Annotated in this window: 14 protein-coding genes; 7 read left to right on the top strand and 7 right to left on the bottom strand. The window is 39.6% G+C overall.

The features are described 5' to 3' along the window. Positions 1-59: 59 nt before the first annotated feature. Complete coding sequence (locus ACSQ6I_RS00895) at positions 60-1,349, bottom strand: Glu/Leu/Phe/Val family dehydrogenase (protein ID WP_438888353.1); 1,290 nt, start codon at positions 1,347-1,349, stop codon at positions 60-62. Between the two features lie 509 nt (positions 1,350-1,858). On the opposite strand from ACSQ6I_RS00895, the gene ACSQ6I_RS00900 reads away from it, so the two are divergent. The 3 genes from ACSQ6I_RS00900 to ACSQ6I_RS00910 all read left to right on the top strand — a co-directional run bounded on the left by ACSQ6I_RS00900 (position 1,859) and on the right by ACSQ6I_RS00910 (position 4,277). Continuing rightward, positions 1,859-2,230, top strand: coding sequence for a hypothetical protein (locus ACSQ6I_RS00900; protein WP_438888355.1), 372 nt, complete (start codon positions 1,859-1,861; stop codon positions 2,228-2,230). Between the two features lie 341 nt (positions 2,231-2,571). Further along, a complete protein-coding gene (locus tag ACSQ6I_RS00905) occupies positions 2,572-2,841 on the top strand; it encodes a type II toxin-antitoxin system Phd/YefM family antitoxin (protein ID WP_438888984.1) in 270 nt (89 codons plus the stop codon). A gap of 68 nt (positions 2,842-2,909) precedes the next feature. Continuing rightward, positions 2,910-4,277: a cytochrome P450 gene (locus tag ACSQ6I_RS00910; protein WP_438888357.1), complete on the top strand. Its 1,368-nt coding sequence runs from the start codon at positions 2,910-2,912 to the stop codon at positions 4,275-4,277. 93 nt (positions 4,278-4,370) lie between these two features. On the opposite strand, the gene ACSQ6I_RS00915 is transcribed toward ACSQ6I_RS00910, so the two are convergent. The 3 genes from ACSQ6I_RS00915 to ACSQ6I_RS00925 form a co-directional block, all read right to left on the bottom strand. Then, positions 4,371-5,864, bottom strand: a complete 1,494-nt coding sequence (locus ACSQ6I_RS00915; RefSeq protein WP_438888358.1) for a carotenoid oxygenase family protein — start codon at positions 5,862-5,864, stop codon at positions 4,371-4,373. Positions 5,865-6,059: 195 nt separating this feature from the next. Next, positions 6,060-7,421 (bottom strand): folate/biopterin family MFS transporter, encoded by a 1,362-nt coding sequence (locus ACSQ6I_RS00920; RefSeq protein ID WP_438888359.1) that lies wholly within the window; start codon positions 7,419-7,421, stop codon positions 6,060-6,062. A gap of 204 nt (positions 7,422-7,625) precedes the next feature. Then, a complete protein-coding gene (locus tag ACSQ6I_RS00925) occupies positions 7,626-7,820 on the bottom strand; it encodes a hypothetical protein (RefSeq protein WP_438888361.1) in 195 nt (64 codons plus the stop codon). Positions 7,821-8,507: 687 nt separating this feature from the next. On the opposite strand from ACSQ6I_RS00925, the gene xth reads away from it, so the two are divergent. Beyond that, on the top strand, positions 8,508-9,290 hold the full coding sequence (xth, locus tag ACSQ6I_RS00930; RefSeq protein ID WP_438888363.1) for an exodeoxyribonuclease III: 783 nt from the start codon (positions 8,508-8,510) through the stop codon (positions 9,288-9,290). 170 nt (positions 9,291-9,460) lie between these two features. Here the strand turns inward: xth and ACSQ6I_RS00935 are convergent, their stop codons facing one another. Further along, a complete protein-coding gene (locus tag ACSQ6I_RS00935) occupies positions 9,461-10,402 on the bottom strand; it encodes a pentapeptide repeat-containing protein (protein ID WP_438888364.1) in 942 nt (313 codons plus the stop codon). A 260-nt stretch (positions 10,403-10,662) separates the two neighbouring features. On the opposite strand from ACSQ6I_RS00935, the gene ACSQ6I_RS00940 reads away from it, so the two are divergent. After that, entirely contained in the window at positions 10,663-10,935 is a 273-nt protein-coding gene (locus ACSQ6I_RS00940) for a sunset domain-containing protein (protein ID WP_438888365.1), read from the top strand. A 212-nt stretch (positions 10,936-11,147) separates the two neighbouring features. Continuing rightward, positions 11,148-11,465 (top strand): thioredoxin, encoded by a 318-nt coding sequence (gene trxA / locus ACSQ6I_RS00945; RefSeq protein ID WP_438888366.1) that lies wholly within the window; start codon positions 11,148-11,150, stop codon positions 11,463-11,465. 83 nt (positions 11,466-11,548) lie between these two features. Here the strand turns inward: trxA and prmA are convergent, their stop codons facing one another. Continuing rightward, entirely contained in the window at positions 11,549-12,469 is a 921-nt protein-coding gene (prmA, locus tag ACSQ6I_RS00950; RefSeq protein WP_438888367.1) for a 50S ribosomal protein L11 methyltransferase, read from the bottom strand. 129 nt (positions 12,470-12,598) lie between these two features. Continuing rightward, positions 12,599-14,179, bottom strand: coding sequence for a phosphoglycerate dehydrogenase (gene serA / locus ACSQ6I_RS00955; protein WP_438888368.1), 1,581 nt, complete (start codon positions 14,177-14,179; stop codon positions 12,599-12,601). A gap of 496 nt (positions 14,180-14,675) precedes the next feature. Here serA and ACSQ6I_RS00960 point away from each other — a divergent pair, with 496 nt between their 5' ends. Then, positions 14,676-15,374, top strand: a complete 699-nt coding sequence (locus ACSQ6I_RS00960) for a Uma2 family endonuclease (RefSeq protein ID WP_438888369.1) — start codon at positions 14,676-14,678, stop codon at positions 15,372-15,374. Positions 15,375-15,405: the final 31 nt, after the last annotated feature.

The following is a 15,405-nucleotide window of genomic DNA, read 5'->3' on the forward strand; positions in this document are numbered from 1 at the left end:
GATTTTAAAAATCTGACGCGCCCTATTAATATTCTAGTTGCGTAAGTCCTTGATAAAATCTAAGGATATAAACCCCTATCAGTCAAAGCTTGAGCCACCCTACCAACGCCCAAAGTGTAAGCTGCTAACCGTAAATTTACCCCTTGGGATTGTGACTGTTTAACCACACGACGATAAGCATTTACCATCAGATATTCCATTTCTCGGTTAACACGTTCCTCATCCCAGAATAGGTAAGAAAGTCCTTGCACCCATTCCAAATAACTGACTACCACACCACCAGCATTGGCCAGAATATCCGGTAAAACCGTCACACCCTGCGCTTCTAGAACTCGGTTAGCTTCCAGGGTTACTGGGCCATTAGCAGCTTCAGCGATAAACTGAGCTTGTATCTGATGAACATTTTCCTCAGTGATTTGGTTTTCCAAAGCTGCGGGAATCAAGACATCACAAGGTAAAGTTAGTAAATCTGCATTACTAATTGGTGTAGCGTGGGGGAAACCTACCACACTCCTACGGTTTTCAGCAGCGTAGGCTTTTAAAGCCGGAATATCAAGACCAGTTTCCGAAAATACACCCCCAGCACCACTAGAAACAGCAATAATTTTTGCTCCTTCTTGGTGTAATAATTCAGCAGCAGCACCGCCAACATTACCGAAACCTTGAATAGCAACTCGCACACCCGCAAGAGATTTACCTTGATCTGCCAGCGCTTCACGGACAATAATCATTACACCCCTGCCAGTAGCCATTTCCCGACCTAGTGAGCCACCAATGGAAATAGGTTTACCAGTCACCACACCCGGTACAGAATGACCAACGTTAACAGAATAAGTATCCATCATCCACGCCATTTCACGGGCAGAAGTACCCATATCAGGTGCAGGAATGTCTACAGAGGGGCCAATATCCTTAATTAATTCACTGATATAACGACGGCTAATTCGTTCTAATTCTCCAACACTGTACTGTTTGGGATCTATGGGAATTCCGCCTTTAGCGCCACCGTAGGGAATACCCAGCAAGGCACATTTCCAAGTCATGAGCATGGCTAAAGCTGAAACTTCCCGCAGCGTCACAGCCGGATGATAACGAATCCCCCCTTTATAGGGGCCTAAAATATCAGAATGCTGCACCCGATGACCGGGGAGAACTCTGATATCACCATTATCCATTTTCACGGGAATGGAAACTGTCACCACCTTACGAGGATGGCTGAGGATTTCTAATAGACCTGGATCTAGTTTTAATTCTTTACCTGCCCATTCTAAGTAGCTACAAGCTTGGTCATAAGGGCAAATGTAAGCAGGAGAGTGACTTGCTAGTGATGGTAGCGATGTTGAAACCATAAGATTTTCCCCTCGTCGCGGTGTCTTCGCGAGCCGGATTTATATGGATTAGCTTACCCTTTTTTTTGAAAAAGATGGCAATTTTGTAGTTTTTGTTACAATTTTATTTTTCTTTATATGATCCAAAATCAGCAATTCTCATTTTGAAACGATTTTGCGCCATTTCAGCGAACTGCTTGCAGCAGCGCTTCGCTATCTCCAGATTCGTCAAGAATTGTAAAATCCTATGACTGTAAGGGTTTCAATGTCATGAAACCTTAAAATGAGAATTGCTACTAGAGAAATTCTAAAGGTAACGTAAAGCAAGAAGACCTATTGGTTCGCGCATCCTTGAAGCACTTGAAAATATTTTTTGTGTGTGAATAATACTTTTGCAGTTACATTTTTCTTTAAAAAGCTGTTTTTTAAACCCTGCTTTAATAAATCATTATCTTTAGATAATGCCCGTGTGTTAACTAGTAAGCAAAGAAATCTCTGTATTAGTTTTTCAATTTTTTAGAGAAGATAAAATGAAGAAATTTAGCAGTTTGATGATTGTCGGAGCAATATTGTCGATGAGTGCGCCGGCATTAGCTGAAAGCCGTGCAGTTAATATCAGTGTTGGCAGTATTGGTGGTGCATTAGATAATGCTGCTTTGCGAACAGTTCGCCAAGTGATCGGGTTTGCGGTTGGGACTGGTACTGTTGATGAATTTATTGTATATAGCCCAAAAGAAGGTGGTCCTATTCCGAAAGAAGGTGGGTTATCTGCTTGCGCTGAAGTTGGGTTCGGCGTAACTGATGCCAAATTTAAAGCTTTTATCCAGCAGTTACGTTCAATTACACCCAAATCAGGAACTTTCTTAAATGTAGAACTTGCTGCAAGTTGTAGAATCAACTAAAAATGTTGGTAATTAATTCTTTTGTGTCACTTTTAAACAACCATTATCAAGGCTTGATTCTGAAACTGAGATCGATGGGATTGTCTCAATGTGGGACAAGAGGGTTAAGCTGCTGGAGTTAAAAACTAAGATTCCGTAATAATACAACCTAAATGCTTGAGAATTCTTAAAACTCCAGATAAATTGCTTAGTGGTGCAGAAAACTTTTTTGGGTTTCATAATGAAAAGCCTGAAGGGTCAAAATAGAAGCTGAAACCCAATGCCTTCGTTCGATTTCTTGAAAAATCCCAAATCCATTGTTTCGGTGATAATCCTTTATTTATAGGTGTTTCAGGAGTTTTCTGCACCACCAAGCTCTCACAGATGCTCGCAACAAACATGGTGAGGTTTTTGATAAAGCTACTGTTGAACCAGTTTTGCTTACTAAACAATCACGTCCTAGTCATGTAATTATTTCCGCAGATAGCTACCAAAAATTACTTGACAGGCTGCAAAAATTAGAAGATATGATGTTAGTTCAAAATGCTGAAACTGCTCTGAGCCAATCAAAAATGGTCGGCACAGAGGCTTTTACATCTGCACTGAAGCATTTAGCAAATGGCGCGGCTTGATGACGATCACTGTACCTCATATTAAAACCGTCATATAATACATATAAATTATTAATTAATAATTAATTATGATAAACCAAGAGAACAAATCACAAAATCAAAATATTTCTCCTCATAATCAACTACCTTTACCACCAGGAAACTTAGGTTTACCTTTAATTGGCGAAACAATTAGTTTTTTGAGTGACCCAGATTTTGCAACAAAACGACAAAATAAATACGGTAACGTTTTTAAAACTAATATATTTGGCTCTCCCACAATCATGATGATAGGAGCAGAAGCCAATCGCTTTATATTTAGCAGCGAAAATCAGAATTTTACGATTAAATGGCCTGAGAGCGTTTCTGTCTTACTTGGCCCTGCGTCTTTATCAATGCAAACTGGTAGTATTCATCAAACCAGACGTAAATTGTTATCGCAAGCATTTCAACCGAGAGCTTTGGCAAGTTATTTACCTGCAATGGTAGAAATTACTAATACCTATTTACAGAAATGGGAAGGTGCGGGGCAATTAACCTGGTATCCTGAATTAAGACAATATACTTTTGATGTAGCTTGTAAATTATTAGTAGGAACAGATGCTACTAATGATAGTCATTTCGCTGAATTATTTGAAGAATGGTGTCTTGGTTTATTTACTCTTCCTATTCGTTTACCTTGGACTAAGTTTGGTAAAGCTTTGAAATGCCGAGATCAGTTATTGGCAAAAATTGAAGAGATTATATTGCAACGTCAACAACAACCAAGTTCTGAACAAGATGCTTTAGGTTTATTGTTAAATGCAAAAGATGAAGATGGTAATAGTTTGAGTATAGATGAACTCAAAGACCAAATTCTCACCTTATTATTTGCTGGACATGAAACATTAACATCTGCAATATCTTCTTTCTGTTTACTATTAGCACAGAAGCCGGAAATTTTAGCAGCAGCAAGGAAGGAACAGCAGCAAATAATTTGTACAAGTGAGCTAACATCTGAAAATCTTAAACAAATGACTTACTTAGATCAAATACTCAAGGAAGTTTTGCGAGTTATTCCCCCTGTTGGTGGTGGTTTTCGTGAAGTAATTCAAAGTTGTGAGTTTAATGGATATCGCATTCCTCAAGGTTGGAGTGTGTTATATCAAATTGGGAAAACACATCAAGATGAAACTATATACAGAGATGCTCAAAATTTTGACCCAGAAAGGTTTGCTACAGATAGATATGAGGATAAATCTAAGCCTTTTAGTTATGTGGCTTTTGGAGGTGGGATGAGAGAATGTATAGGTAAGGAATTTGCTAGGTTGGAAATGAAAATATTTGCAGCTTTGTTATTACGTGGTTATGAATGGGAACTTGTCGCGGGGCAAAATTTAGATTTAGCAATGATACCCACACCCCAACCCCGTGACGGTTTGAAAGTAATTTTTCGTTCTGGATTTAGAAATAATTGAATATTTCTGTTCAAGTTTAATATTCAACATTTTTGATATTTTGTTGGGTTTCACGTTGTATCCTTCGGGAAGCAAGCTACAACCTAACCTACATTACATGAATATCTCAGAGGTAAAACTCCCATGTAAACCATAGGGGATATGGTGCTTCAGGTGTAGTTTTGCTACTGCACCTTTTTGGAAATCTTGAGCATCTAAAATTACTACATCTGAACGATGATATTCGGCATCATAAACTAAAGCTATTATCCAACCATCATCTTCTTGTTGAGAATTGGGACGAGGAACAAAAATTGGCTCACCCACAAAACCACGAGGTGCAGCACTCCATAATTGTCTGTCTCCTGACTCTAAATCAACTTTGAGAATTGCTTGTAAAGGGGCATTTCCAGTTTCATTATGAGCGGCACCAATGTATAAATAACGATATTTTCTACCCATATTATTAGGGTGGATAGAGGGAAATTCACAAGCACGACTGTCTATCAATTGACGCTGGACTTTATTTTCTTTTAAATTTAGATGAAAACGCCACAGTTGTGAAGGTGCATTTGCATCAAAATTAGTTTTTCGATAATCGCTATTTGGTTCAACTTCCGATAAAGACTCATAGCAAATTGAATCAATCACTATTTCATCCTCAACTTCAAAAGCATTGACGTGGTGAAAGATAAAACCTGACTGAGCTTCTAGAATTTTAAAATTTGGTGTTTCTTCTTTGGATATACGGGGGATAATTATTATCTGAGTTGGTTTATTTTTAATTAACTTAATACATTGTCCTGCACTGCATATTCCCAATGCAAAAGGTAAAGGGTTAAATTCAACAGGATTTTGAAAAAAGATGCAGTAATTTGGGGTAATAACAAAATCGTGAATGAAGCAAAAACCAGGAACTTTGTGGGATTGTTTTCTAATAATTTCTCCTGCTGGATTTAACTCAAAAATGGTAATTGTTGTGGATAATCCTGGCTTAATAGAAAAATTAACTAGACAAGGTGTGTCATGATCTTGTTGGCAAGTGGGGTCAAAACGAGGATGGGCGCTAAAGGCTTCACCTGCTGATAAAATACCATTAAAATATTCTTGTTCTAATGTTTCGAGTGTATGGGGGTCAAGGCGATGGGGTTCTGCTGCTTCCCATAATGCCAAGAGTTTACCACCCCAGTAAATAACGTTTGTATTAGCAATATTTTTGATTTTGAAATCAAAGGCATTTGTCAGCCAACCACCTGGCTTTTGAGTACCAAAAACACCACGATAAAGGATTTTTTTAGCTTTTTTTTCTGCTAAATAACCACTAGTTTGCACAAAGCGGTTGCGAAAATGGGCGCGACCTTTGGTGAAGGTGATGCGGCTAATCATGCCATCACCATCAAAAGGATGATGTAAGCGTTTTCCGTTTATATCTAATAAACCGGGTCCATTTCTAAATAGTGTTCCTTGCAATTCTGGGGGAATTTGTCCTTCTATGTCATCAATCCAATAATCAAATTCTTGGGAGAGAGATTCATATCCTCCTTGCCAATCTTCCAGAGTATAGGATTTTGCTGAATTTTGGTTTTCTTGAGTTTCTAATATCTGCATATTTTTGGATATGTGTTAAGTTGTTATTTGTTACCTAGTGCTATATGGTGATTCTCCGTTGAGTGAGATACAAGAACCCCACCCCCAACCCCCTCCCCGCAAGCGAGGAGGGGGCTATAATGTACCTCATTCAAGTGCATACCACTATAAATATAGACGTAAAAAATTTGCTTTTGCTTTTGCTTTTATGTGCGATTAATTATTAACTGAGGTTGTTATCAATGTTGTGACTTCTGTTTCTTGTTCTTCTGGTAATAAGTTGATAAATAGCAGAGGTAATAAAGCACTCAAGTTAGTGATAATTACTAATAGCCATAGGGCATCAAAGCTGGTGTCTGTAATACCTAACCAGTGCATGATTAATGCACCAAATTCTTTAGAAATAGCTCCTCCTAAGTTAAATATTGACATGAGGAGTGCAAATAATGTGGCTTCTATTCCTAATGGACAAATTCTAGCTGCTAATACCATCACGGGCATGAATGCAATTTGTCCCATGACGGCGAGAATTAAGCTATCGCCTAAACTAAACCAGTGGTCATCTATTCCTAATGCTCTATTTGTGTGAGTTACTAACACTAATATTGTCATTCTTAGTGCTGTTGAGATGACGATACTCCAACCACAAATTACACGGAAAGGAACGCTTTTAAGGAAGCGTTGAAAGATCCAGATGCCAATTAATGAGGCTAAACTGGTGACTAAATGAACTCTTCCTAAGAATTCTGGTTCAAAGTGTAGTTCGTTGGTGAAGAAGAAGAAAAAGGCTGCGTCCCCACTAGGGGTAGATTGCCACAGAAAGATAAATAATGTGGGTAGCCAAATTGCTTTCTGAGTGAAGGCTTGACGTAGTTGTTTGAGTTGAGTTGAGACGTTGAAGGAATTAGTTTGATGGTTTTCTGGGGTATTTTTGTGAATGGGTGTTTCAGTAATTAACCAAGCTGCTGCTGAGATAATGAGGGGGAATAATGCGGTAACTAAAAATACTGTGCGGGTGGTGAAGTATTCTAAGAGTAGCCCGCTAAAGTAAGCTGTAATCAAGCCTCCAAGGGCGGTAGCACCCCAGCAGATAGATTGGAGGGAGCCAACTTGTGCTTTAGATTCAACTCTGGCACGTTCGACAACGAGGGAGTCAACTATGACATCACTGAAGGCAACGGAGAGGGAACTGAGTGCGATCGCTATTGTTGCTCCCAAGCTAGTATGAACTAATGTGGACAAACTCACCCAAGCCGCAGATCCCAATATTCCTGATAACACCAAATACGGGCGACGACGATAGCCAAAGATAGGCAAACCATCGGATATAAAGCCAAATACGGGCTTAATCATCCACGGTAGGGCGACTATTCCCAACAGTGCTGACACCTCAACTGGACTCAGATGTAATTCATCTTTCAGGAAGAAACTGACGGCTAGACGAGCTAACCCTAATATGCCTTGGACAAAGTAAACAGCAAGTATTGCAATTAACTCCGGCTTAGGTTCGTTACCTAAGAGAATTTGTTTGGTTACTGAGTCTTTGACCTTGGACAAGCCAGAAGAGTCAATCAGCATTTGATAAATATTCTTTAAGTTTTATCTACTTTTATATCATAACCATATACGGATGATGTTATCAGCTATCTTAATTACAAAGTTTTTAGCTGCAACTGTAAAAGAAGGGTGAAATGTAACTAAAACAAGACGCAAGCATCATTTATGGACTGACGCTTGCGCTTAATAAATTCGGGCTAATTGTGTTTTTATCCCAGATGCAAATCAAGACGATGTTAAATCAACCGCTTTCTGAGTCAGCACTCCAGTGTTACGACTGTCCAAATTAGACAAACGATTAATGCTTAAAAGTGGAACTTCTTGCCGGCACGACAGACAAAACCAATACAGTTCACCATGACGGACATGACGCAGGATAGAACCACCGCAGCAGGGGCAGATGTTGGCTCTCTTATTCATACCAATGTCCTCCTAAAAAAATTGTTGTTGAAAACAGGCAAAAAATTTTTGATTAAAACCTAATCAATATGTACGTTCAAATGCCAAAAATTCTGCTTGGCGACAAAAACTACATATTTTGCTCTTTTTACTGGTGAATAGTAATCTAAAAATGCTAAATTCTGTGGATATTACGGTTGTTATATACAAGAAAAATTTGTTTATTCCATACCGCAATTAACAGCATCAACATAATATTGATTTAAGGTTGTATTTTACCAATACTGATTTAATAACTGACATTATTTTATGAGGACAAAGCATTTGTATATATTCTTCCGAAATTTAAATTAACTTTTTCCCACCCAAAAGCAAAATTTCAGCTAAATATACGATCAATTCCCTACAAAATCATCATGTCATCTCATCAGCAATAGCTAACTACCAGCAGCACTCTTAAACTATAACCGAGGATTTAGTATTTTCATCTGTCTTGGGGATCATAAACAATTAGAATATTCTGTAGCTGAATTTACAAATTCGCATATTTTGTAGCTGACAATACTAAATTAGGGCTAGGGATCAATTACTTACTGCTTTTTTTAGAGTAAATAGCAACAAAATAGAAAAATTATCGAGAGTAAATAGTCACGAAAAATTTACATATTTTATAATTCTTAATCTACCATCATTACTGATAAATAACTCATGAAAATTGCCACTTGGAATGTCAACTCGATTCGCACACGTTTAGAACAGGTTATTGATTGGTTAAATCAAAATCCTATTGATGTCCTGTGTTTGCAAGAAACAAAAGTTGTAGATGCTGATTTTCCGCGTTTACCTTTTGAAACATTAGGCTATCACCTTTATATTTTCGGACAGAAGAGTTATAACGGCGTTGCACTCATTAGCCGTAAACCCCTGGAAGATGTGAGTATGGGGTTCTGTGCGATTTTGCCAGAGATAGAACCACAATGGGACGAGCAAAAGCGAGTCATTACGGGTGTTATTGATGGAGTTCGCATTGTCAATCTTTATGTTCCCAATGGTTCCTCGGTGGGAAGCGATAAATATGAATATAAGCTGCGCTGGTTAACGGTATTGCGAAAATATTTGCAGGTGGTGTTGTTGTCTCAACCTGATATTTGTATGTGCGGTGATTTTAATATTGCTTTGGAAGATATAGATATTCACAATAAAGCGAAGATAGAAAATCACATTATGGCATCTGAGCCAGAACGCCAAGCTTTACGAGGTGTTATTTCACTGGGTTTTGCGGATGCTTTTCGCAAATTTAACAAAGAAGGAGGAAATTATAGCTGGTGGGATTATCGTACTGCTGCTTTCAAGCGTAATTTAGGTTGGCGGATTGACCATCATTATCTCACACCGGTTTTGTGCGATCGCGCTCAAAGTTGTATTATTGACGTTGCACCAAGGAAGTTAACCCAGCCTAGTGACCATACACCAGTGATTGTAGAGTTTTAGTTGTGCGATCGCACTACGCTCTCTTCGAGACGCTCCGCGAACGCCGCAGGCATCGCGCTTAAGGTTTATTTATTTATTTATTTTAAATATTGTTAATGTTGGGTTTCGTGCCTCAACCCAACCTACAAGATCAGCGATCGCACTACGAGGAATTGCGATTCCACTAGCAATCATCCGTTTTCAGTATAACAGTCAATTATGCTAGAAATATATCTTCCATCGGGCAAAGTAGTTTTAATATAGATATGCCCGTAAATGCTAGCGTTAGCCCCTTGGAAGTTAACCCCTATACACCGAACATAATAAGTACCAGCAGCTTCCAAGCTAGCCCCTCTAAAATCAGTACAAATCAACTCAGCCCCTTCCAAGTTAGCGCCTTCCAAGTTAGCTCCCCTGAAATCACAACCGATGAAACTACTTCTATTAAAATCAACGCGACTCAAATTAGCATCCCTGAAATTAACGTTATTGAAATAAGCTCCGGACATATTGACAGGGTACATCCAGGTGCCATGCAAGTCGATTCCCGACAAATCGACATCATGCATGATAATACCTTGAAAGCTATCCTGCCCCTCTCCATAGAAGCACTGACGCAATTTTTGAGCATCAATGATTTGTTTGGTAGAGTCAGTTCTTCTGCTGCCATCGGGTATGACGGTGGAAACAAAAATAGTGCGTTCATCAATTTTGATATTAGTCAAATTAGCATCCCTCAAGTTACAACCAATCAATTTGGTACTTCTCAAAGTAGCACCAGTCAAGTCAGCACCAGTCAAGTCAGCCCCAGTCAAGTTAGCACCAGTCAATTCAGCACCGATGAATTTGGCTCCTCGCAGATTGGCGTAACTCAAGTCGGAATTAATAAAACAAGTACACAAATGGCTCCCTTCCAAATTAGTACCACTAAAATTGGCATTAACGAAGTAGGTACCACCGAAAGAAGCACCTTCCAAATTGGCAGCACTAAAGTCGATATCTATCAAACAGGGATAGTTAAACCAGATATTTCTCAAATCAGCACCAGCAAAGTTTCTTTCCCCAGCCTCATAACGCTGAATAATTTCTTCTCGCAAGGCGTTCAGTCTGAGAATTTCTTCAAATTCGTCCATAACACTAAACCCACACCCACATCCTTTAATACCCTTAACTCTACCCTGCTCCCTTCCTGGTCTACCCTAGTTGACCCCACCTTCAACCTCACCCTCCAAATAACCGACCTCCCTGTCGGACAACTAGCCGAAGCCCAAATCACCAACTACGACCAACTACGATCGCAGCAGATGGAAAAGTTCGTGCTACCAACGCTTCAATTCAAGGTGTTGCACCTCTACCTGTCAGAAAACAGCAAAAGGCAAAAAAACGGAGTTTAATGAAAAATCTTATCGGTATTCCTATTATTTTTGGTTTTTTTATTTTGCAAACGCAATTTAGCGGTAGTCGTTCTCCATCTTTAATCACATCTTTCACAAAACCAGGATGCAAAATCAAAGGAAATATTTCCATAAACACCGGGAGAAAGTTTTATCATGTTCCTGGTGCAGAAGATTATCAATCAACAGTAATTGATCCTACAAAGGGAGAGAAATGGTTTTGTACAGAGTCAGAAGCTGTGGCAAATGGTTGGAGTAAAGCACCAAAGTAAAATATTTCATCGGAGTAATTCTCCGTTTCGATTTTACGGTCAATTTTTGTCACAAAACTTAATATTACGAATTATCTTAAATATTTTTCTGTTAAATAAATTCAGCTAATTTTGTAGATTTATTAGCTTTCCAAAAAAAATATGAAGATATACCGTTTCCATAATGTAAGAACTACCATTGAAACAAACGATAGAAAATTGGTGTGTGTCATATGACTACTAAAAAGCAATTTAACAGCTTTGAAGAAATGCTGTCTGGTTCAGATGTCCCTGTATTGGTAGATTTTTATGCTGATTGGTGTGGCCCCTGCCAGATGATGGTGCCAATTTTAGAACAAGTCAATGCCCAATTGAACAATCGTTTAAGAATTGTCAAAATTGACACAGAGAAATATACAGAGTTAGCCAGCCAATATCAAATTGCGGCCTTACCAACTCTAGTATTATTTAAGCAAGGTCAGCCAGTGGAGAGAATTGAGGGTGTAGTACAAGCACCGCAGTTAGTTCAACGTCTTAAATCTCTCATTTAGTTAAAAATTGGAAGTAGGGGGCAGGACGCAGGGGAAAAATATCAATTTCCCAATCACCAATACCTAGCCCCCAGTCCCTTCTGTTAGGAACGACGGGCATTTAAGCAACACCATTCTTTTCTTTTCCAGAGAGTAGCCACAACCCAGCCATTTTGTTCTAAGACATCAGCAACGGCTTTGGATTGTTCTAGTAAAATACCGCTAAAGATACCCCAGGTTGTGGGTTTAACAATAGCTCCCATTTCTGGAATTAACTCAATAATTACATCGGCTAAAATATTGCAGACAATACCATCAACTGGTTGAGTAATTATTTTGGTGAGAATTTCTACACTGCCCTCTGTTGGGATTAAGCGTTCTGAATTAATATCATTCAGGGCGCGATTGCTGAAAGTGGATTGTACTGCCAAAGGATCAGTATCTACTGCATAAACTTTTTCTGCTCCCAGTAATACTGCACCAATGGAAAGAATGCCAGAACCGCAGCCAACGTCCGCAATGATGAGGGGTTGTTTTTTATCATTTTTACTAACGAAAGCTTCAGGAACTTGACTGAGGCGCATTTCTAGCGATTCTAAACACAATTGGGTTGTAGCATGATTACCCGTACCAAATGCAACACCTGGATCAAGACGAATGACCAACCGTTCTAATGAGTCTGGTAGTGGTAGCCATGCGGGGTTAATCAAAAAGCGATCGCCTATTTCTTGAGGTTGCCAATATTGTTTCCAGCTACTAGCCCAATCTTCCTCATCAATCAATTGCCAATGGAGTATGGGAGATGGCAACCCTATACACATAGCATCTTGCCGCAACCATAGTGATAGAGCAGATAAATCCAGTAGCTGTGCTTGAAAGCTGGGTAAGTAAGCCTTTAATAATGAGGAATTACCTTTGCTTTCACTAGCTGTACCACGACAGCCAAAACCCTCCAGTCGCCAAAAGATAGAATCTTCCAGGTCTGGTTCACATAAAATTTTCAGTTCCCACCAGGTGTTTGCCATAGAATTTTAGATTTTAGATTTTAGATTTTAGATTTTAGATTGGTAATGGGTAATTGGTGATGGGTAATTGGAAAAAACAATTACTTGTTACCTGTTTTTAATCCAAAATCCAAAATCCAAAATCCAAAATTAAAGTGTTACTGTATACGCATCTCGAATTCCTGGTACTTTCGTAATTTCATCTAAGATGCCTTCTGGTAGAGGATCATCAATACTCAGTGCCATGACTGCATCACCACGGACGATTTTACGACCTACCTGCATACTGGCAATATTGACATTAAAACTACCAAGTAGAGAACCGAGTTTGCCGATAATTCCTGGCATATCACGGTGCAGAGTGAACAGCATATATTTGCTAGGTGGAACGTTAATGGGGAAACCATCAACATCAGTGAGGTGAATTTCTTTATCACCTAATAATGCACCTGTAACTGAATGAGTACCTAAAGTACCTGTAGCTTCTAGATGCAGTGAACCGGCATAATCTCTGGCTGAGGCATCCCGTGTTTCAATCACGCGAATTCCTCTTTCTTTGGCTTCTATGCTGGCGTTGACATAATTAACCCGTTCCCGCAAGGCTTGATAAAGTAGTCCTTTGAGGGCTGCTACTACCAACGGCTGACTTTTGTTAGTTGCGAGTTCCCCTTGGAGTGTGATATTGAGTGTTTCTACTCTGCCACCTACTAGTTGTCCTACCAAATTACCAAGGGTTTCTGCCAACTGCATATAAGGCTTGAGTTCTTCTAAGACATCGGGGCCGAATCCGGGGATGTTAACAGCAGAACGAGCAGGTAGACCTAAGAGAACATCGCGGATTTGTTCAGCTACGTCTATAGCGACATTAACTTGGGCTTCGGTGGTAGATGCTCCTAAGTGGGGGGTGAGGACGATATCTTTGCCGAGCGATCGCAAATCAGATTCACCCAGAGGTTCTGACTCGAACACATCTAAAGCTGCACCACCAATTTTACCTTCTTTAATTGCCGCTGCTAAAGCTGCTTCATCAATGATGCCACCACGAGCGCAGTTAATAATTCTCGCTGTTGGTTTCATCTTCGCCAAAGTTTTGGCATTAATTAAGTGGGTAGTTTCTGGGGTTTTGGGGATATGCAAGGTGATATAATCTGCTTGCTGCATCAGTAAATCTAACTCTACCAACTGACAGCCCATCTGTTCAGCCCTTTCTGTAGAAATAAAGGGATCATAAGCTAAAAGTTTCATCCCCATAGCTTTGGCTACAGCCGCAACATGAGAGCCAATTTTACCTAGCCCGACAACGCCGAGAGTTTTTTTGTATACTTCTGCACCTACAAAAGTTTTACGATCCCATTCACCCCTTTTTACGGAAGCATTGGCATCTGGGATATGACGGGATAAAGATAACATCATCGCTAGTGCGTGTTCGGCTGCGGCAATGGTATTTCCTTCTGGAGAATTGACTACTACAATACCTTTGCGGGTAGCAGCAGGAACATCAACATTATCCACTCCCACACCAGCACGACCAATAATTTTTAATTGTGTGCCAGCTTCAATAATTTCTTGAGTGACGCGAGTTCCAGAACGGATCATCAACGCATCGTACTCACCAATAATTTCTATCAGTTCTGCTGGTTTAAGACCTGTTTTGACATCAACCGTAGCAACTTGGGAAAGGATGTCAATACCAGCCTGGTCAATCGGATCGGAGACAAGAACCTTAGACATGATTACTTCATTTAAATTTACAGGTTTTGCTGCACAAGACTTTTAAGTTTAGTCTTTATCTGTAACAATTCAGCAAGAATTATGCGTTTCTATATATAGCAGGCAGGGAACTCTTAACAGCAAACAAGGGAAACAAGGCACAAATATGTGTACTGAGTTTTTTATGGCTACGCCACGCAAGTTATCAAAAATCAAATAGGAGTCTTATATCTAATTTACCTGTTTCAAACCCATAAACCTGATTTTGGTGCGATCGCATCGCAACGGACAAAGCAGTTAGGACATCAAGCGTATTGATGACACTCCAATCACATCATAAGTTTTACTTCTTCCTCCTTCTTCCTCCTAACTCCTGACTCCTAACTCCTGACTCCTAACTCCTGACTCCTGACTCCTGACTCCTGACTCCTGACTCCTGACTCCTGACTCCTGCCATATCGCCTGAACAAAATAATAATTCTATAATTAATTGTGGTGAGTGTTGGGAGAAGTAGTGATGTTAAATTTCCACCTACCAAGGTACTTACCCTCGGCTGAAGAGTTACCCGATTCTGATGAAACACCTGTGGATAACGAACTACAAGAATTAATTCCAGGATTGCTGAAATCTATACTGCTCATACTTTGGGCAGAACGCATGGACTGGTTTTTTGGGGTAAATATGGGGATTTATTATCACCCTGATGAACTGCCAATAGTGCCAGATGGGTTTCTGAGCTTGGGAGTAGAACGTTGTTATGATGAGGAATTACGCCCTAGTTATGTGTTGTGGGATGAAAATGTTGTCCCTATTTTAGTCCTAGAAGTGGTTTCTCCAAATTATCGCAAGGAGTATAGCATTAAACTGGACGAATATGCGGATTTAGGTGTGCGATATTATGTGATTTATTCTTCTCGTCGTCGTCGCAAACCACGTTTGGAAGTACATAAGTTGGTTAATGGAAAATATGAGTTACAAACAGGAAACCCTGTGTGGCTACCAGAAATTGGTTTAGGAATTGGTTCTGAACAGGGAAATTATGGCGGTTTGAACCGGGAATGGTTGTATTGGTACGATAGCGAAGGTAAGCGGTATTTGACACCACAAGAACAGGTTAAAGAGGCAGAAAAACGCGCTCAGTTGGCAGAAGTGCGATCGCAAAAGTTAGCTGCAAAATTGCAAGATTTAGGAATCGATCCTGATCAAATTCAATAAGATAAACATAAACCTGCCTATGCAGGTTTAT

It is taken from the genome of Anabaena sp. WFMT, from assembly GCF_051781005.1.
Lineage (GTDB): Bacteria > Cyanobacteriota > Cyanobacteriia > Cyanobacteriales > Nostocaceae > Anabaena.